We start from the raw sequence: 18,647 nt of genomic DNA, 5'->3' as shown, positions 1-18,647 counted from the left end.
ACAAAATTCATGTTATAGTGATTCAATTTCTTTCAATAGATTTTCTCTTGCTTGCTCTTCAAATTTATTTTTAAAAAATTCAGTAAAATACAAGTTTTTTCTTTCTAAAAAATGCTGTAATACTTTCTTTCTTCCTTTTTTGTATATAAAATCAGGGAATATGGCGTATTCTTTTCTTATGTTTTTAATATAAGTTTTATATGTATTCCATTCACTTCCTAAAATTGATAAATCAATATCTAATAAATATGAATTATCATTATTTTCTGTTAGAATTAGTTCATGTTTTTTTGTTGAAATAATTAAATTTTGAATTATTTTTATCGTTTTTTCGTCAAAATTTAGTGATTTCAGTCTTTTTTTAGCCAAAAGAGCGCTTTTCTCTTCGTTGTTGTTTTTGGTAGGTTTGTAAATAATATCATGATACCATATAGCTAATAAGAAAGTGTCATAATCTGTAATATTTGATTTAATAGTTTCAGCATGATTAAACATTGTCATTATATGTGAAAGATTATGATAATGGCGAATTTTCAGGGTGTATTGGTTTTCAATTTCATTCCAAAATGAATTAATTAAAGATTGATTTGAACTAAACTTTGTTATTAATTGAAACCATTCTTTTTTTAATTGATTACTCATAACTCTTTTTTAATCAATGTTGAGTTTGCTTGCGCTGTTGGAAATACTAATAAATCGGCAATATTTACATGAGGCGGGCGTGATATGGCAAAATAAATAATCTCAGCAATATCTTTAGCTTGTAGTGCTTTAAAACCTTTGTAAACATTATCTGCAATTTTATCGCCTTTAAAACGTACTTGCGAAAATTCGGTTTCAACTAGTCCAGGGCTAATGGCTCCAACTTTAATTCCAAACGGATTTAAATCGATGCGCATGCCTTCGGTAATGGCTAAAACAGCATGTTTACTAGCACAATACACATTGCCTTTAGCGTATACTTCTTTACCTGCCGAAGAGCCAATGTTTATAATATGTCCAGATTGTCGCTCGGTCATTTGAGGTATAATAGCTTTACTTACATACAAAAGACCTTTTACATTAATATCCATCATCGCGTCCCAATCATCTATATTACCTTCGTTTATAGGGTCTAAGCCATGAGCGTTTCCAGCATTATTAATTAAAATATCAATGTGTTTAAAATTTTCAGGTAATGAAGCAATAGCATCAAGCGTTTCTTGTTTGTTACTTACATCAAAATTTAAAATATGAACATTGGTTAATTTTTCTAAAGCTTTCTGTATAGTATCAAGGCGTTGTAGTCGTCTGCCACAGAGTATTAAGTTAATGCCGTTTTTTGCAAACTCGTAGGCTGTTGCATGTCCAATACCACTGGTGGCTCCTGTAATTAAGGCCGTTTTGATCATTTTATATTGATTTTTTTGCAATTCGTACATAAAAATACTCAAAAGAGATATAAAATTGTATAATTGTTTTATAAATAAAAAAAGAAAATTGCTTTTATTTTAATTCTGCTCGAAAATCTATTTATACTTTGTAACTTAAAATATTTTGGCCTTAAATAAAAAGCATTTTTTGTAATTTGATAGTCTATTTAATATCATGAGTACGTATATAATTAATAAACCTCATATAGATAATAATAACATAAAACTATGAAAACTTTAAAAATAATAAGATTATTTTTTCTGTCATTTTTAATGATAAGTATCTTTGGGTGTAGCGATTCAGAATCTAACGAAATAAATGCTAAAGCACCAAAAATATCAGTAAAACTCGTTGATTCTCCAGGTGATTATGATGAAGTAAATGTTAATGTCCTTGGTGTTATGATCAAAATGGATGATAGCAATGATGATAGTGGTTGGATTGATTTAGAAATGATAAAGACTGGTACTATTGATTTATTGGATTTAACTGGTGGGGTTAATGAAGTATTAGTAGAAAGGTTTCCAATTCCGGTAGGAACAATTAAACAAATACGTTTGGTATTAGGAGACGGTAACACAATTGTGATTAGAAATAATGCTGATGAACCAGAAACCTTTGATTTAAAAACGCCAAGTGCACAACAATCGGGTTTAAAAGTTAAAGTAGATGCCGTTATTGAAGAAGGATTTACTTATAATTATGTCTTAGATTTTGATGTACAAAAATCAATTGTTATAGCTGGCAATTCAGGTAATATTGTTTTAAAACCGGTACTTTATGCTAGTGCAGAAGTAAGCTCAGGAATTATTGAAGGAACTATAGCACCAACAGATGTCCCATCAATTGTTTCTGTATTGGTTGATGATATGGGAAACGATGACCCTGAAGATGATTTCATTATTTCTGCTAATTCAGATGAAACAGGAGTTTTTGCATTATGGGGTGTTCCTGAAGGAACATATGATGTTGTAGTAACTCCAATTGATGAATCTTCTGATTATACTGAAGGTTCTGCTTTAGCGGTTTCGGTTGTTAATGGTCAAACTACAATAATAGAAGAACCAATTCAATTAGATTTTAAGCCAGGTTCAATTAGTGGAGATGTAACAAATGATTTAATTGTAACGGTTACGCTTAAAGATAGTGTTACTGAAGAAGTTATTGTAACAATAGATTCAAATGCTAATGGTGAATTTCTTTTAGAAGAGATTCCTGTGGGGGTATATACAGTAACTCTAAGTGCTACTGGTTATCTTTCGTTAGTATACTCAAAAGACAATTCTACAGATGTTTTGGTTACAGCAAATAATGAAACAGTTTTGGATTTAAAAACATTAGACGCTATTTAAAATTTCTAAATATTAAAAAAAAGAGCATCATTAATAGTGATGCTCTTTTTTTAACCAATAATTAATGACGCTAGAAAAATATTTTAACCAATTGTTAACAGGCTTTACCGAAAAATTTTAACAATTTGCAATGCTCAAATAAGGGCAGTATATTCGAGCTTTTAAAAAATTAAAAATGATGGAAGAAACCAGTACAATTGATATTAAGACAATTAACGAGAAAATTGAAAAGGAAAGTGCTTTTGTTGATTTATTAATGCTAGAGATGAACAAAGTCATCGTAGGGCAAAAGCATATGGTTGAACGTTTATTAATTGGGTTGTTAGGACAAGGACATATTCTATTAGAAGGTGTTCCTGGGTTAGCAAAAACCCTTGCCATTAATACCTTGGCACAAGCCGTAGATGGAAGCTTTAGCAGGATACAGTTTACACCAGATTTATTACCAGCAGATGTTACAGGTACGTTAATCTATAACATGAAGCTTAATGATTTTTCTATAAAAAAAGGACCTATTTTTGCAAACTTTGTTTTGGCAGACGAGATTAACAGAGCGCCAGCAAAAGTACAATCGGCTTTATTAGAAGCCATGCAAGAAAAACAAGTAACTATTGGCGATGAAACCTTTAAGTTAGATAAGCCATTTTTAGTTATGGCAACTATGAATCCTGTAGAGCAAGAAGGAACTTATGTATTGCCAGAAGCACAGGTTGACCGTTTCATGTTAAAAACAGTAATTGATTATCCTAAAATTGCAGAAGAGCAATTAATAATGAGAGCAAATTTAAAAGGTGCTTGGGATAAAGTAAATCCTGTGGTTTCAGTAGAACAAATATTGAAAGCGCAAGTGGCGGTTCGCGAAGTGTATATGGATGAGAAAATTGAAAAATATATTCTTGATATTATTTTCGCAACACGTTATCCTGAAAAATATAAACTTGCCGATTTAAAACCATTAATTTCGTTTGGAGCATCGCCTCGTGGAAGTATTAATTTAGCAACAGCTGCAAAATGTTATGCTTTTATTAAACGTCGTGGTTATGTTATTCCAGAAGATGTTCGTGCCGTTGTTTATGATGTGTTAAGACACAGAATAGGTATTACATATGAAGCCGAAGCAGAAAATGTAACCTCGGTAGATATCATCAATAAAATAGTAAACGAAATAGAAGTACCATAAATGAGTTTCTAGTATTCAGTCTCAGTGAGCAGAGGTTTACTCAACTGAATACTAAAAGAACTCAACGGTTTATTGATAACTGAAAACTGCGACTGAAAACTGTTTACTGAATAAATGGATACTAAAGAATTACTAAAAAAAGTACGTAAAATTGAGATCAAGACACGTAGGTTGTCTGATCATGTTTTTGGAGGCGAATATCATTCAACCTTCAAAGGTCGTGGTATGACTTTTAGTGAAGTTCGTCAATACCAGTTTGGTGATGATGTTCGAAATATAGACTGGAATGTTACTGCACGATACAGCGAGCCTTATGTAAAAGTTTTTGAAGAAGAACGCGAGCTTACCATGATGCTTATGGTAGATGTTTCAGGTTCAGAATTATTTGGTACAAACGAACAATTTAAAAATGAGGTTGTTACAGAGATAGCAGCAACTTTAGCGTTTTCTGCAACACAGAATAACGATAAAATAGGACTTATTTTATTCTCAGATAAAGTAGAACTTTATATTCCACCTAAAAAAGGACGTTCGCATGTGCTTCGTATTATTCGCGAGCTTATTGAGTTTGAACCAGAAAGTAAACATACTAATTTGGCTGAAGCTTTAAAATTCATGCAAAATGTAATGAAGAAAAAAGCCATTGTTTTTGTACTGTCTGATTTTATAGCCGATGATTACCATCAAACCATGAAAATAGTATCAGGAAAACATGATGTTACTGGTATTAGAGTGTATGATAAGCGAGAAGAAGAAATACCAAACTTAGGAATGGTACAAATGCAAGATGAAGAAACGGGTGAATTGATGTTGGTAAATACAGCTTCAAAAAAAGTGCGACTTAATTACGGTAAGTTTTATAACGAAAAGGTTAATTATTATAAAGATAGTTTTAAAAAGGCAGGTGCTGGTACTATAGATTGTCGTGTAGATGAAAGCTATGTAAAAAAACTGTTAGGGTATTTTAAAAGAAGAGGTTAAAAAGATTAACGATTTATGATTTACGATATACAATATTTGAATAAAAAAAGTTCCGTTTTCGGTCTCCCGTCTTCGGTCATTTTTACGGTATTCTTTATTCTATTTTCTTTTTTCTCGTTTGCTCAAGTTACTTCTGCAATAGATTCAACATCCATAAAAATTGGCGAACAAATAACATATCATATTCAAGTAGAAGCCGATTCTACAAGTTTGGTAGTATTTCCAGAAGGGCAATCATTTTCGCCTTTAGAAATGATAGAATCTTATAAAGTTGATACTTTAAAAAAAGGAAGTAAATTCAATCTTATAAAAAAGTATGGATTAACCCAATTTGATTCTGGTGCGTACACCATACCAAGGCAAAAAATTATTATTGGAGATAAAACATTTTTTACCGATTCGTTAAAAGTTGAAGTTAATAATGTGGTTATAGATACTACAAAACAAGGGCTTTATGATATTAAACCTATTATGGAAGTTAAAAAACCATCGAGTAATTGGTGGAAATACCTTTTACTTACTCTTTTAATTATTGGTATTGTTGGGTTTTTAATTTACTGGTTTATTTGGAGAAAAAAGCCATTAACTGAAGAAGAACAAATTGCTTTACTTCCGCCTTACGATCGCGCTAAATTAGCTTTAAAAAAATTAGATGAAAGTCATTATTTGCAAAGTGATGAGATAAAAGAATATTATTCTGAGCTGACGTTTATTATTAGAAAATATCTTGATGAAAAAGTTTATGATCGTGCTTTAGAAAGTACCACAGACGAACTTATAAGCAGACTTTATTTACTAAAAGCAGGTAATCAAGTAGATTTAAGTAAAGAAGATATTAAAAACCTTGAAAGTATTTTAAAACGTGCCGATTTAGTTAAGTTCGCTAAGTCTGCTGTCGATGTTGAATTAGCTAAATTAGATAGAAATACTATTGATATTGAAATAGATCATGTAAAAGAAGCATTGCCAGAACCTACAGAGGAAGAAAAGCTTTTAGATGAAAAATATAGAGAAGAATTAGAACGTAAAAAGAAACGCAAGAAAATTATAATTACTGTTGCAATAGGCGTATTCCTTTTAATAGCAACATTTGTTGGGTTTGGTTTAAAATATGGTTTCCAATATGTAAAAGACACTATTATTGGTCATGATAGCATAGAACTTTTAGAAGGCGATTGGGTAAATAGTCAATATGGTGTGCCCCCTGTAACAATAAGTACGCCTAAAGTTTTAAAAAGAACAGAATTACCTGTGCCAGATGAGGTAAAAGCTCAAGTGAATATGACATCATTTATGTATGGTTCTTTAATAGAATCATTTAGTATTATGGTTAATACGACAACGTATAAAAATTTAGGTGAAAATAAGATAAACATTGAGCAAGTTTCAGAAGGTACCATAAAAGGTATGGAACAACAAGGTGCTCATGATATTGTTGTTTTAAGAGATAAATTTACAACTCCTAATGGAGCTGAAGGTTTAAAAACTTACGGAACTCTAAAAGCTAAAAATCCTTTAACCCAAAAAGTTCAAGATGGTAGTTACATATTATTGCAATTTGTTTCAGAAAACGTATTACAACAAATAGTTCTTACATATCCTAGAGGAGATGTTTATGCAGATAAAATAGTAGAACGTATTTTAAATTCAGTTGAACTTAAAAAAGCAGAGGAATAATGTTTGAGGGGATAGAATTTTTAAATAAACAATGGTTCTGGTTGTTACTTTTGTTACCACTAGTTATACTTTGGTATATTATAAAAAACAAAAAGCAGACAGCAGAACTTAAAATATCAAGTTTAAAAGGCTTTAAAGTCACCAATTCATGGTTGCCAAGAGTTAAGCATGTGTTATTTGTATTGCGTTTATTAGCCCTGACATTATTAATTACCGCATTGGCAAGACCTCAAACCGTTGATGTATCAACAAAAACAAAAACAACAAGAGGTATTGATATTGTAATGGCAATAGATGTATCGGCTAGTATGTTGGCTAAAGATTTATCGCCTAATAGATTAGAAGCCCTTAAAAATGTGGCTGCAGAGTTTATAAAAGGCAGACCAAATGATAGAATTGGTTTGGTAGAATATGCGGGCGAAAGTTACACAAAAACACCAATTACTAGCGATAAAGCTATTGTACTACGTTCTTTAAAAAGTATTAAATATAATACGATTATTGAAGGTGGCACAGCAATTGGCATGGGGTTAGCGACTTCTGTAAACCGATTAAAAGATAGTAAAGCAAAAAGTAAAGTCATTATTTTATTGACAGATGGGGTTAACAATTCCGGATTTATAGATCCTAAAATAGCTAGTGAATTAGCTGTTGAATATGGTATAAAAACATATACCATTGGTTTAGGAACCAACGGAATGGCGTTATCGCCTATTGGTATTTTACCTAACGGACAATTTCAATATGGTCGTGCTCAAGTTGAAATTGATGAAACATTACTTAAAGAAATAGCTAATGTTACGGGCGGTAAATATTTTAGAGCCACTAATAATAAAAAGTTAGAAGAAATTTATAACGAAATTAATAAGTTAGAAAAAACAGAGGTAGAAGAGTTTAAGTTTTATAATTACGAAGAAAAATATCGCTCATTAGTACTGTTAGCAGGGATTTTATTGCTTTTAGAATTACTAGGGCGATTTACAATTTTTAGAAGTTTCGTGTAGTATGTTTTTTGTTATTTCCGCGAAAGCGAGAATTATTTGAAATTAAAAATTAGAATTTGTAGAGTAATATATGTTTGATTTATTAGAAGAAAAAATATGGTTTTGGACGTTGCTTATCATTCCGGTGATAGTTGTCTTGTTTCTATTACTTCAAATTTGGAAACGAAGTGTGCAGAAAAAATTTGCTGATAAAAAAATGATGAATAGGTTAAGTCCTAATAAATCATTTTTCAAGACTACATTAAAAATAGTTTTGCTTTGTCTGGCTTTTGCATGTCTATCTATAGCGCTGGTAAATCCGAAAAATGGAACGAAATTAGAAACGGTTAAACGAGAAGGGGTTGATATTGTTTTTGCAATAGATGTTTCTAAAAGTATGTTGGCAGAAGATATTGCTCCAAACCGATTGGAAAAATCAAAACAATTGGTAACGCAAATTATTAATAATTTGGCTAGTGATCGTGTAGGTATTATTGCTTACGCAGGAAAAGCATTTCCCCAACTACCAATAACAACAGACTATGCATCGGCAAAAATGTTTTTACAAAGCATGAATACCGATATGTTATCGTCTCAAGGAACAGCCATTAATGAAGCTATTGAATTGTCAAAAACATATTTTGATGATGAAGAACAAACCAATAGAGTCTTAATTATAATTTCTGATGGAGAAGATCACAGTGAAGAAGCAGCAAATGTTGCAGAAGAAGCTAGCGAAGAAGGTATCAGGATTTTTACCATTGGTGTAGGCGATATAAAAGGAGGGCCTATTCCAGAAAAAAGAAATGGTATTGTTTTAAATTATAAAAAAGATAGCCAAGGAGAAACCGTTATTACACGTTTAAATGAAGAAACGCTAAAAAATATAGCTGATGCAGCTAATGGTGCATATATTAATGGAAAGAATACAAATAATGTTGTTGAAAATATACGTGAGATTTTAAATGGTATGGACAAAACAGAATTTGAAGCTAAACAATTTGCCGATTTTAAAGATCAGTTTCAATGGTTTTTAGGTTTTGGTGTTTTCTTCTTATTATTAGATGTTTTCTTGTTAGAGCGTAAAACAGCTTGGTTAAAGAAGCTGAATTTATTTAATGAAAACCTATAGCATCAACGAAAATATTTTATATTTTTTTTAACGAAGAAAAGCAAGAAGGTTTTATATATTAGAATAGAATGAAACAAATAGCAACATATATATTACTACTAATTACAACAATATCTTTTGCTCAAGAAAAAGATAAAGAGCAATTATTGGCATTAAAGAAAGCTAATAATTATGTTTATGAAGCTAATAATTTAATAGGTGAAGATGATTTTGTTTCTGCCGAAATGGCCTATAGAAAAGCTATTTCAGAAAATCCATCAACAGTAGCAGGTATATATAATTTAGGAAGTTCATACATAAAAAAAGGAAGCTTTGATGAAGCATTGTTTAGACTTCAAGAAGCGGCAGAATCTGCAACATCTAAAGCAGAAAAGCATAAAGCATTTCACAATATAGGAAATGTTTTAATGCAGAATAAAAAATGTAAAGAGGCTGTTGAAGCTTATAAAAATGCATTAAGAAACAATCCTGCTGATAATGAAACACGGTACAATTTAGGTTTAGCAAAAGTATGTGCCGAACAGCAAAAGCAAGACCAAAAAGACGATAATAAAGACGACGAGAATAAGGATAATAAAGATAAAGACAAGCAAGACGACAAAAAAGATAAGGACGGAGAAAACAAAGATCAAGACAAGAAAGACGAAGGCGATCAAGATAAAAAAGAAGGGGACGACAAAAAGGATGATGAAGGAAAACCTAAAGATGAAAAAGAAGATAAAGGAAAGGGTGATGAAGAAAAGAAAGATGAGCAAAAACCAAAGCCTCAACCAGGACAAATGTCGCCTCAGCAAATGAAAAATTTATTAGAAGCCATGAATAATCAAGAACAAAAAGTTCAAGAGAAAATGAATGCAGAAAAGAGAAAAGGCGTTAAAATAAAAACTGATAAAGATTGGTAATCTGTCATTCCTGTATAAACAGGAATCCATTGAAATATTATATTTTGAGAATATAGATTGAAGGAATATGAAGTTTATAAAATACATATCGATATTACTATTTATACTTACAACAAGTATAGCTTCAGCACAAGTTAAATTTGAAGCAAAGGCGAGTAAGAAAACATTAGGAATGAATGAGCGTTTACGTCTTGATTTTGAAATGAATCAAGATGGCGATAACTTTCACCCACCAAGCTTTGATAATTTTACTGTAGTTGGAGGACCTAACCAATCTGTAAGTAATTCTTGGATTAATGGTAAGCGGACTTATAAAAAAACATATAGCTATTTTTTAGCACCTAAAAAGCGAGGTAATTTTACCATTTCACAAGCCCGTATTACAATAGATGGAGAAACATACAAAACATTACCAATTAAAATACAGGTTACCGCAGCTGTAGATAAACCAAAAGATCCTAACGATCCTAATTTTATAGCATCAGAGAATATTCATTTAGTAGCAGAAGTATCTAATACTAATCCTTATTTAAACGAAGCTATAACAGTAGTTTATAAAATTTATGTATCTCCAACAATAGCTGTCGATAATTTTAATGAAGCAGATAGTCCAAGATATAATGATTTTTGGAGTCAGAATATAGATACTCAAGGATCTAAAGTACAGAACGGCACTTATAAAGGGGAAGATTACAGGTATTTAGTTTATAAAAAAGTAGTTTTATATCCTCAAAAAACGGGTAAGTTAAAAATAGAACCGCTTACTTTAAATCTTGCAATGCGCGTTCCTACAAATAGACGAGATATTTTTGGAAGCCGATTAATGACGCGTGTTAATAGAAATATTTCTGCTGGAAGCAAGATTATTAATGTGAAACCATTACCAGAGGCCGGAAAACCAGCCGATTTTACAGGTGCTGTTGGTGATTTTGATTTTAATGTATTTGCATCAAAAAAAGAATTAGACGCTTCTGAATCGTTACAATTAAAAGTTGAGGTTCGAGGAAATGGTAATTTAAAATTATTTAAACTTCCTAAAGTTTCGTTGCCAAGTTCTTTAGAAGTTTACGAGCCAGAACATAAAGAAAAGGTAACAACTAATTTATCGGGCATGAAAGGAAGTATTTCTGATAGTTATACCGTCGTACCACAATATAAAGGTAAGTATCCTATACCAAATATTTCATTTTCTTATTTCGATTTAAAAACAAAAAGCTATAAGCGTTTAACATCACAAGAAATTATAATTGATGTTTCAAACGGACCAACAAATGCTGCCAATACTAATGAAAGTGTTGCGGTTTCTAATACAGGAAAGCAACCAGTTGTTTTAAATAATGACCAATTTGCATTTATTAAAACTGCGTCAAATTTTACAAGTATAAAGCCAACTTACTTCTTTAAAACAAATTTATTTTGGAGCTTGTTATTGTTTCCTTTTTTAGCCATTCCGTTAGCTATTGTTGTAAGAAATAAAAAAGCAACAAGAGATGCTGATGTTTATGGAAACCGTATTAGAAAAGCAGATAGGTTAGCTAAGAAATATTTAAAAGGAGCCAAAAAATCTCTTGGACAAAAAGAGGCATTTTACATTGCTTTAGAGAAAGCATTACACAATTATTTAAAAGCAAAATTACATATTGAAACCAATGATTTAAGTAAAGAGAAAATCAATAATTTACTTAAAGAAAAACAAGTTGATGAACAGCCAATAAAAGATTTTGTTAGTATTTTAGAAAGTTGTGAATTAGCACGTTATACGCCTATTGATGTTGTGACAATGCAAGAAGATTATGATAAGGCGGCTAAAGCTATTTCTTTAATTGATAAACAAGTACGTTAACATGAAAAAGCTAATTTACATACTATCGTTTTTGTTAAGTTTATCTGGTTTTTCTCAAAACCAAGCTTTATTTAAAAAAGCGAATGAATTGTATAATCAAGGCAAATATGCAGAAGCTATTGATAATTATACAACCATATTAGAAAGTGGAAAGCATTCTGCCGATTTGTATTTTAATATAGCAAATGCTAATTATAAGCTTAATAATATAGCACCAAGTATTTTTTATTATGAAAAAGCACTTCAGTTATCACCAGATGATACCGATATAAAAAACAACATGGCATTTGCAAAAAACATGACCATTGATGCTATTGATGTTATTCCTGTAACTGGATTTTCAAAACTTGTAAAAAATGTAACAAATTTGATGCCTTTTGATAATTGGGCAAAAGCATCTGTTGGGTTAGTATTTTGTTTCGTTATTTTATTTTTAATCTATTATTTTGCTTATTCTACTTTAAACAAACGTATAACTTTTATAGGAAGTTTAACGGCGCTTATATTTGTTTTTATAACACTTGTTTTTGCTTTTCATAGATATAATTTAGATAAGAAGGATAATCCTGCAATTGTTTTTGCACAAGAATGCAAAGTAAAGAGCGATCCTAATTCAAGAAGTGAAGAATCTTTTAGGTTGCATGAAGGCACTAAAGTTCAGGTGTTAGAAACATATAACGAATGGAAAAAAATTAAACTTTCTGATGGAAAAATTGGCTGGGTTCCATTCAAGGACATTAAAATGTTGAAAGTGTTTTAATTACTTTTTTATCAAAAAATACTATATATTAGCTTTTTTAAGAAAATCATTATAAATGAGAAGAAGTATAATTTCTATATTATTATCAACCATTTTCGTGGTGCTTTTAGTGGCTCCAACGGTTATTCTTTTGGTTGATGATTCTATTGACATTACTACTTTTTATGCCTCTTCTGAAGAAGAAGAAAAAGGCATTGAAAAAAGTAAAGACAAAGAGGTTTTCTTTTCAGAATATAATAGTATTGAATCAGATTTTGCTTTAAATGTAGCAGAAAATAACGTTCAGTATTACTTTAAGAAATATGCAAAGCCAAACTTAAATCTTATTTCTCCTCCTCCAGACCATAACATATTATAATTATAGATTTATAGGCTATTAAGGTCTAAATTAATTATTAACAGTTTTTAGTGTTTTGCTATTAACTAAAATTTTATATAGTATGTTTAAAAATATAAAAGCAGACTTACCAGCGAGTATAGTTGTATTTTTTGTAGCATTACCATTATGTTTAGGTATTGCATTAGCGAGTGGAGCACCACTTTTTTCTGGATTAATATCTGGTATTATTGGAGGAGTAGTTGTAGGTGCTATAAGTGGGTCTAAAATAGGGGTAAGTGGACCTGCTGCAGGTTTAGCAGCTATAGTTTTAACTGCCATAACATCTTTAGGGTACGAGAATTTTTTAGTAGCCGTTGTACTTGGTGGTTTAATACAACTATTATTTGGGGTATTACGTTTAGGTATTATTGGTTATTTTTTCCCTTCATCAGTAATAAAAGGTATGCTAACTGGTATAGGAATAATTATTATCTTAAAACAGATTCCTTACTTTTTTGGAATGGGAAAAAACCCAGTAGGTAATTATGAGTTTCTTCAGTTTGAAGGTGAAAATTTAATGGCAGGACTTTCAAGAGCCTTTAATGCATTGATAAGTGGTAATATTAGTATTGGGGCTACAGTAATTGGATTGATAGCCTTAGCAATTTTACTTTTATGGTCTAATATACTTTCTAAAAAAGGAAAAATATTTCAACTAGTTCAAGGGCCTTTGGTAGCAGTAGTTGTAGGTATAATTTTTTATGTTTTAACAAAAGATGGTTCTTTAGAGCTTATAAAAAGCCAATTAGTATCTGTACCAGATAGTATAGACACTATTAAGAGTCAATTTCGTTTTCCAAATTTTACAGCTATTGGAAAAATGGAGGTTTGGATTACAGCTTTTACTATAGCATTAGTTGCGTCTTTAGAAACTTTACTTTGTGTTGAAGCTACAGATAAATTAGATCCAGATAAAAATGTAACCCCTACCAATAGAGAATTATTTGCTCAAGGAACTGGAAATATTGTTTCTGGTTTAATAGGAGGCTTACCAATAACACAAGTAATTGTAAGAAGTTCTGCAAACATTCAATCAGGAGGTAAAAGTAAACTATCTGCTATAATTCATGGTTTCTTTTTATTAATATCAGTTATTCTTATTCCAACATTATTAAATAAGATTCCACTTTCTGTATTGGCAGCAGTACTATTTATTGTTGGTTTTAAATTAGCAAAACCATCAACGTTTAAGAAAATGTATAAATTAGGGTGGAAACAATATGTGCCATTTATGGCAACAGTATTACCTATGGTAATTACAGGAGATTTATTATTAGGAATTGGTTTAGGTTTAGCAGTAGGAATATTTGTGATATTACAAAAAAGCTTTCAAAACTCACACTTTTTACATAAAGAAGGTGAAGATGTTGATGATGGCAAACTTAAAATGACTTTAGCCGAAGAAGTAACGTTCTTTAATAAAGCAGCTATTTTAAAAGAACTAGATTCTGTTCCAGAAAATTCTTATTTAGAGATCGATTTAATGAAAACGAGATACTTAGATAACGATATTATTGAAATTTTAGAGGATTTTGCGTTTAAAGCAAAAGAAAGAAATATTAATATTAAGTTAATTTCAAAAAGAGGCGTTGTAGAAAACCCTGAAAGTTTTATTGAGTTTTTTGAATTAAGACCTAAATCGAATTTAAGTTTAAGTTAAACTAAATTTTAGGAAAAAAATAGTAAACGTTAAGTCGTTGCTGTATAAATTCAAAATATGAAAAACTTTTTTATCAATACCAAGCATATCATTTTTGCTTGTGGTAATTATAAAGCTATAATAATAGTAATTGTTTTAATGCTTCCTATGTTAAGTTTTAGTCAAGACAGTAATTTCGGTAATTGGCTTATTTATATTGGAAACAAAAAACTTAATAGTAAATGGAATATTCATAACGAAGTTCAGTATAGAAATTATAATGCTATTGGAGATTTAGAACAGCTTTTATTAAGAACGGGTTTGGGTTATACCTTTAACGAAAACAAAAACAATGTATTGTTAGGTTATGGTTATATTTTATCTGAGAATTATATTGGTCAATCAGATAATAAAGTATCTGTAAATGAGCATCGTATTTTTCAGCAATTTACTTCTAAACAAAATATAGGAAGTATTAAGTTAAGTCATAGGTATAGATTTGAACAACGTTTTGTAGAAAGTGATTTTAAATTAAGATTTCGCTATTTTTTAGCATTAAAAGTACCTTTAGGTAAGAAAGAAATTGAAAATAAAAAGTATTATTTGTCAGCATACAATGAAATATTCTTAAACACTAAAACCTCTATTTTTGATAGGAATAGGGTTTATTTAGGTTTAGGTTACAACTTAAATAAGGATATAAGAATTGAGGCTGGTTATATGAATCAATTTTTTGAAACAATGAGTAGAGATCAATTTAATATTATCACATTTGTTAACTTTTAAAAGTTTGTTTTATAAATGTTTACTAGTAACTTGTTAGAAATTAGGTAAAATGAAGAATTTATTTTCAAATCTAAAAGGAGACCTTTTTGGAGGTATAACTGCAGGTATTGTAGCTTTACCACTTGCATTAGCTTTTGGTGTGTCATCTGGATTAGGACCTAGTGCTGGGTTATATGGTGCTATTTTTATAGCTTTTTTTGCATCTCTTTTTGGAGGTACAGATACTCAAATTTCAGGGCCAACAGCTCCAATGACCGCAGTGAGTATGGTTGTAATAGCTTCAATAATTGCAGCCAACGATGGTGATGTAAATCAAGCTTTACCAATTATATTAACAGTTTTTCTTTTAGCAGGTATTTTGCAAGTAGGTTTAGGATTATTAGGCTTTGGTAAGTATATTCGTTACATACCATATCCAGTAGTTTCTGGTTTTATGACAGCCATAGGTGTTATCATATTAGTAACTCAAATTTTACCATCAATTGGTTATTATTCAAAAGAAGATTTTAGTTATGTAGATAAATTTAAACCTCAAGCAGAAGAAATAATTTTAGAAAACATTTTAAAAGATGAAGCTGGAGAGGGTATTTTAGTTCTTGAAAATTTTAAAGAAACTATAAAAAGGGCAAATAAAATAACTCAAGAAGATATATTAAAAGAGGCTAAAACATTGGCGGGAAAAGAATCTTCAGGAGTTTTAGGAACATTTATAGTATTACCAAGAGCTATAAAAAACATTAGTTTTTTAGAACTAGCCTTAGCAATAGGGACTATATTAATTATTTATGGGTTTAAAAGAATAACTACTGCAATACCCAGCACGTTAATAGCACTTGTTGTTATGACAGGAATTGCTTTAATTTTTAACCTAAATTATCGTCCAATTGAAGAAATTCCAACTGGAATTCCGATGCCAAATTTCGAAATTTTTTCCAGTTTTAATTTGAAAACAATAAAACCATATATATTTACTGCATTTACTTTATCTCTGCTTGGAGCTATCGATTCGTTGTTAACATCTGTAGTAGCAGATAATATGACGAAAACTAAGCATAAACCAGATAAAGAATTAGTAGGTCAAGGTTTAGGAAATACTATAGCGGCCATTTTTGGAGGAATTCCAGGGGCAGGTGCTACTATTAGAACAGTTATAAACATTAAATCTGGAGGTAAAACGAAGCTATCAGGAATGATAGCAGGTATAATGCTTTTATTCATATTACTAGTATTAGGTCCGATTGCTTCAAAAATACCTGCAGCTGTTTTGGCAGGAGTTTTAATTACTGTTGGTATTGGTGTTATGGATTATAAGGGGTTAAAAGCAATTCCTAGTCTTCCAAAAGATGTTAAATTAGGACCTGTTAAAATAAGTTCAGAAGTCGTAATTATGTTAGTAGTATTATTACTTTCAACATTTTGGGATTTAGTTTACGCCGTTGGAATTGGATTAGTGATAGCATCATTAATTTTTATGAAAAAAATTGGAGAAGTTACCGCAAAAAGATCTGATGTTGTTACATTAAAAGAAGAGGCTTGGGATGATGAAATAGATTTTCCTGAAAGTTTAAAAGAAGAAGTATTTATTAAGCATATTAATGGGCCTTTGTTTTTTGGATCAACAAACGATTTTCAACAATTAGCAAAACAAATACCTAATACAGCAGAAACTGTAATTATACGAATGGGTAAAATGCCTTATATAGATCAATCAGGTTTATTTACTTTAGAAGATATATTAATTGATTTGGATAAAAACGGAGTTAAGGTGCTTTTTGTAGATGTATTAGAGCAACCAACGTATATGTTAGAGCGCATAGGTATTATACCAGATTTAATACCAAAAGAAAACATATTTAAAACTTTCTCTAGTTGTTTAGAGTGGGTAAAAGAAAACGTAAAAAATGTAATTTAAAATATAATAAAATGAAAAATATTGCAATAACAAAAGATATGCAGGCTGAAATGACTCCTGCTAGTGTTTTAAAAGATTTAATAGATGGTAATGCACGTTTTACAAGTGCAGATTTACAAGCCGTAGACAACAAAGCTTTAATTGATCAAACAACAGGAGGTCAAAACCCTAAAGCGGTTGTATTATCGTGTATAGATTCTCGTGTACCAGTAGAAACAGTTTTAGATCAAGCTATTGGAGATATTTTTGTAGCACGTGTAGCAGGAAATTTCGAAAATGTAGATATTTTAGGAAGTATGGAGTATTCTTGTAAAGTAGCAGGAAGTAAATTAGTACTTGTTTTAGGTCATGAAGCTTGTGGCGCTGTAAAAGCAGCTTGCGATGGTGTAGAGCTTGGAAATATTACAGCTCTTTTAGATAATATTATGCCAGCAGTTCGTAAATCATCTGAAGAAGTTGAAGGTGAAGCTAATTCATCAAATAAAGCATTTGTTGCTGCTACAGTAGCAAACAATGTAATGCTAACAATAGATCGTATTCGCGAAAAGTCTCCAATTTTAAAAGAAATGGAAGATAATGGTGATATAAAAATTGTAGGTGGTGTTTATAATTTACATACAGGCAAAGTAGAAATGTTGTAGAAAAGCAACAAAAATAATAGAAAGAAAAATAAGCCGTGTAAAAGCGGCTTTTTTATGCTTCACTATCAGCTGAAGATTCTTCGTTTTTAGGATTTAGAATATTTGGAAAAATCATTGGCATTAAAGGTTTTACTGGTTTGTAAAGTATAGACTCTTCTAAACTTTTATCATCAACAAATGGAATTGTATTATTCATTCTACTAAAAACAATTAGAACTACACTTAAAATCAATCCAATTTTTAAAGCTCCAAAAACACCACCAAGTAGTTTATTAATAATTCCAAGTGCAGCAAAATTTGCAAGCTTAATAAGTGCTTTTCCAGCAAGAGCAATAGATTCTTTGTTAACAAGTGTAGTAGCGATAATATGACTAAAACTAAGCACAAACCAAATAAAGAGCTTGTTGGTCAAGGTGTTGGAAACAGTATTCCAGCCATTTTTGGAGGTGTTCCAGGTGCAGGTGTTACTATAAGAACCGTTGTTAATATTGCATCTGGTGGTAAAACAATACTATCTGGAATGATTGCTGGAATTTTAATTACTCTAGGTAATTGCTTCTTTAATGTTTATAAAAAAAATAGGTGATTTAATTGCGAAAAGAAGTGATGTAAAACCTTTAAAAGAAGAAGTCTTTATAAAACACCTTAAAGGGCCTTTGTTTTTTGGTTCTACAAGCGATTTTCAGCAATTAACGGCTCAAATACCAGACACAGCAAAAACTGTTATAATCAGGTTAGGACGTATGCAATATATGGATCAATCAGGGTTATATGACATGGAAGATATGCTTCAAGATTTGAGTAAGAAAAACATTTAAGTGCTTTTTGTAGGCTTATTGAATCAGCCAAAATATATGATGGAACGTATCGATATTATTCCAGATTTAATTTTAAGAGAACATATATTTGAAAATTTTAATATGTGTTTAGAATGGATAAAGGCAAATGTAAGAGACCTATATTAAAACATAATGTTGGAAAGGTTTTAAGAAAAACCGCGATAGATTAGTTGGTTTTTTGATTTGAATACAAGTAACCAAATTGTTTTTTAAAACTTATTTGAAGTA

General features: G+C 30.5%; 17 protein-coding genes and 1 pseudogene. 15 read left to right on the top strand and 3 right to left on the bottom strand.

Annotated features, from left to right (window positions below; all coding sequences use genetic code 11):
* Nucleotides 1-12 precede the first annotated feature (12 nt).
* Both ACH5TW_RS09120 and ACH5TW_RS09115 read right to left on the bottom strand, forming a co-directional pair.
* Nucleotides 13-642 carry an HD domain-containing protein gene (locus ACH5TW_RS09120; protein WP_439336192.1) on the bottom strand — a complete coding sequence of 210 codons (630 nt, stop codon included), beginning with the start codon at nucleotides 640-642 and terminating at the stop codon, nucleotides 13-15.
* Entirely contained in the window at nucleotides 639-1,391 is a 753-nt protein-coding gene (locus tag ACH5TW_RS09115; RefSeq protein WP_439336191.1) for an SDR family NAD(P)-dependent oxidoreductase, read from the bottom strand. The genes ACH5TW_RS09120 and ACH5TW_RS09115 overlap by 4 nt, the downstream gene beginning before the upstream one ends.
* A 249-nt stretch (nucleotides 1,392-1,640) precedes the next feature.
* Between ACH5TW_RS09115 and ACH5TW_RS09110 the strand changes: the two genes are divergently transcribed.
* From ACH5TW_RS09110 to ACH5TW_RS09045, 14 genes are all read left to right on the top strand, one after another.
* A complete protein-coding gene (locus tag ACH5TW_RS09110; protein ID WP_439336190.1) occupies nucleotides 1,641-2,765 on the top strand; it encodes a DUF4382 domain-containing protein in 1,125 nt (374 codons plus the stop codon).
* A gap of 178 nt (nucleotides 2,766-2,943) precedes the next feature.
* Complete coding sequence (locus ACH5TW_RS09105) at nucleotides 2,944-3,945, top strand: AAA family ATPase (protein ID WP_439337506.1); 1,002 nt, start codon at nucleotides 2,944-2,946, stop codon at nucleotides 3,943-3,945.
* Between the two features lie 114 nt (nucleotides 3,946-4,059).
* Entirely contained in the window at nucleotides 4,060-4,926 is an 867-nt protein-coding gene (locus tag ACH5TW_RS09100; protein ID WP_439336189.1) for a DUF58 domain-containing protein, read from the top strand.
* A gap of 15 nt (nucleotides 4,927-4,941) precedes the next feature.
* On the top strand, nucleotides 4,942-6,603 hold the full coding sequence (locus ACH5TW_RS09095) for a hypothetical protein (RefSeq protein ID WP_439336188.1): 1,662 nt from the start codon (nucleotides 4,942-4,944) through the stop codon (nucleotides 6,601-6,603).
* Nucleotides 6,603-7,607 carry a vWA domain-containing protein gene (locus tag ACH5TW_RS09090; RefSeq protein ID WP_439336187.1) on the top strand — a complete coding sequence of 335 codons (1,005 nt, stop codon included), beginning with the start codon at nucleotides 6,603-6,605 and terminating at the stop codon, nucleotides 7,605-7,607. Before ACH5TW_RS09095 ends, ACH5TW_RS09090 begins: the two co-directional genes overlap by 1 nt.
* Before the next feature lie 70 nt (nucleotides 7,608-7,677).
* Nucleotides 7,678-8,718, top strand: a complete 1,041-nt coding sequence (locus tag ACH5TW_RS09085) for a vWA domain-containing protein (protein ID WP_439336186.1) — start codon at nucleotides 7,678-7,680, stop codon at nucleotides 8,716-8,718.
* A 68-nt stretch (nucleotides 8,719-8,786) separates the two neighbouring features.
* Complete coding sequence (locus tag ACH5TW_RS09080) at nucleotides 8,787-9,620, top strand: tetratricopeptide repeat protein (protein WP_439336185.1); 834 nt, start codon at nucleotides 8,787-8,789, stop codon at nucleotides 9,618-9,620.
* 67 nt (nucleotides 9,621-9,687) lie between these two features.
* Nucleotides 9,688-11,463, top strand: a complete 1,776-nt coding sequence (locus ACH5TW_RS09075; RefSeq protein WP_439336184.1) for a BatD family protein — start codon at nucleotides 9,688-9,690, stop codon at nucleotides 11,461-11,463.
* 1 nt (nucleotide 11,464) lies between these two features.
* Entirely contained in the window at nucleotides 11,465-12,223 is a 759-nt protein-coding gene (locus tag ACH5TW_RS09070; protein ID WP_439336183.1) for a tetratricopeptide repeat protein, read from the top strand.
* Between the two features lie 55 nt (nucleotides 12,224-12,278).
* Nucleotides 12,279-12,581 carry a hypothetical protein gene (locus ACH5TW_RS09065; protein ID WP_439336182.1) on the top strand — a complete coding sequence of 101 codons (303 nt, stop codon included), beginning with the start codon at nucleotides 12,279-12,281 and terminating at the stop codon, nucleotides 12,579-12,581.
* Nucleotides 12,582-12,663: 82 nt separating this feature from the next.
* Nucleotides 12,664-14,262 carry a SulP family inorganic anion transporter gene (locus ACH5TW_RS09060; protein WP_439336181.1) on the top strand — a complete coding sequence of 533 codons (1,599 nt, stop codon included), beginning with the start codon at nucleotides 12,664-12,666 and terminating at the stop codon, nucleotides 14,260-14,262.
* A gap of 138 nt (nucleotides 14,263-14,400) precedes the next feature.
* Nucleotides 14,401-15,027, top strand: coding sequence for a DUF2490 domain-containing protein (locus tag ACH5TW_RS09055; RefSeq protein ID WP_439337505.1), 627 nt, complete (start codon nucleotides 14,401-14,403; stop codon nucleotides 15,025-15,027).
* A 49-nt stretch (nucleotides 15,028-15,076) separates the two neighbouring features.
* A complete protein-coding gene (locus ACH5TW_RS09050) occupies nucleotides 15,077-16,939 on the top strand; it encodes a SulP family inorganic anion transporter (protein ID WP_439336180.1) in 1,863 nt (620 codons plus the stop codon).
* Between the two features lie 11 nt (nucleotides 16,940-16,950).
* A complete protein-coding gene (locus ACH5TW_RS09045; RefSeq protein WP_439336179.1) occupies nucleotides 16,951-17,580 on the top strand; it encodes a carbonic anhydrase family protein in 630 nt (209 codons plus the stop codon).
* 52 nt (nucleotides 17,581-17,632) lie between these two features.
* On the opposite strand, the gene ACH5TW_RS09040 is transcribed toward ACH5TW_RS09045, so the two are convergent.
* The gene (locus ACH5TW_RS09040) at nucleotides 17,633-17,890 is read right to left on the bottom strand and encodes a CvpA family protein (protein WP_439337504.1); all 258 of its coding nucleotides are present in this window, start codon (nucleotides 17,888-17,890) and stop codon (nucleotides 17,633-17,635) included.
* 19 nt (nucleotides 17,891-17,909) lie between these two features.
* Here ACH5TW_RS09040 and ACH5TW_RS09035 point away from each other — a divergent pair.
* Nucleotides 17,910-18,545 (top strand): annotated as a pseudogene (locus ACH5TW_RS09035) (SulP family inorganic anion transporter); the annotation flags it as partial.
* Nucleotides 18,546-18,647 lie beyond the last annotated feature (102 nt).

Source organism: Thalassobellus sediminis (assembly GCF_044386045.1).
In the GTDB taxonomy this organism is placed as follows: domain Bacteria; phylum Bacteroidota; class Bacteroidia; order Flavobacteriales; family Flavobacteriaceae; genus Thalassobellus; species Thalassobellus sediminis.
Note: the sequence above shows the minus strand (reverse complement) of the source record. Positions and strands in the feature narration are given on the sequence as shown.

What these genes read in the sequence shown, in the direction of transcription:
- ACH5TW_RS09120 (WP_439336192.1), bottom strand. Translation starts at nt 642, where the DNA reads ATGAGTAATCAATTAAAAAAAGAATGGTTTCAATTAATAACAAAGTTT.
- ACH5TW_RS09115 (WP_439336191.1), bottom strand. Translation starts at nt 1,391, where the DNA reads ATGATCAAAACGGCCTTAATTACAGGAGCCACCAGTGGTATTGGACAT.
- ACH5TW_RS09110 (WP_439336190.1), top strand. Translation starts at nt 1,641, where the DNA reads ATGAAAACTTTAAAAATAATAAGATTATTTTTTCTGTCATTTTTAATG.
- ACH5TW_RS09105 (WP_439337506.1), top strand. Translation starts at nt 2,944, where the DNA reads ATGGAAGAAACCAGTACAATTGATATTAAGACAATTAACGAGAAAATT.
- ACH5TW_RS09100 (WP_439336189.1), top strand. Translation starts at nt 4,060, where the DNA reads ATGGATACTAAAGAATTACTAAAAAAAGTACGTAAAATTGAGATCAAG.
- ACH5TW_RS09095 (WP_439336188.1), top strand. Translation starts at nt 4,942, where the DNA reads ATGATTTACGATATACAATATTTGAATAAAAAAAGTTCCGTTTTCGGT.
- ACH5TW_RS09090 (WP_439336187.1), top strand. Translation starts at nt 6,603, where the DNA reads ATGTTTGAGGGGATAGAATTTTTAAATAAACAATGGTTCTGGTTGTTA.
- ACH5TW_RS09085 (WP_439336186.1), top strand. Translation starts at nt 7,678, where the DNA reads ATGTTTGATTTATTAGAAGAAAAAATATGGTTTTGGACGTTGCTTATC.
- ACH5TW_RS09080 (WP_439336185.1), top strand. Translation starts at nt 8,787, where the DNA reads ATGAAACAAATAGCAACATATATATTACTACTAATTACAACAATATCT.
- ACH5TW_RS09075 (WP_439336184.1), top strand. Translation starts at nt 9,688, where the DNA reads ATGAAGTTTATAAAATACATATCGATATTACTATTTATACTTACAACA.
- ACH5TW_RS09070 (WP_439336183.1), top strand. Translation starts at nt 11,465, where the DNA reads ATGAAAAAGCTAATTTACATACTATCGTTTTTGTTAAGTTTATCTGGT.
- ACH5TW_RS09065 (WP_439336182.1), top strand. Translation starts at nt 12,279, where the DNA reads ATGAGAAGAAGTATAATTTCTATATTATTATCAACCATTTTCGTGGTG.
- ACH5TW_RS09060 (WP_439336181.1), top strand. Translation starts at nt 12,664, where the DNA reads ATGTTTAAAAATATAAAAGCAGACTTACCAGCGAGTATAGTTGTATTT.
- ACH5TW_RS09055 (WP_439337505.1), top strand. Translation starts at nt 14,401, where the DNA reads ATGCTTCCTATGTTAAGTTTTAGTCAAGACAGTAATTTCGGTAATTGG.
- ACH5TW_RS09050 (WP_439336180.1), top strand. Translation starts at nt 15,077, where the DNA reads ATGAAGAATTTATTTTCAAATCTAAAAGGAGACCTTTTTGGAGGTATA.
- ACH5TW_RS09045 (WP_439336179.1), top strand. Translation starts at nt 16,951, where the DNA reads ATGAAAAATATTGCAATAACAAAAGATATGCAGGCTGAAATGACTCCT.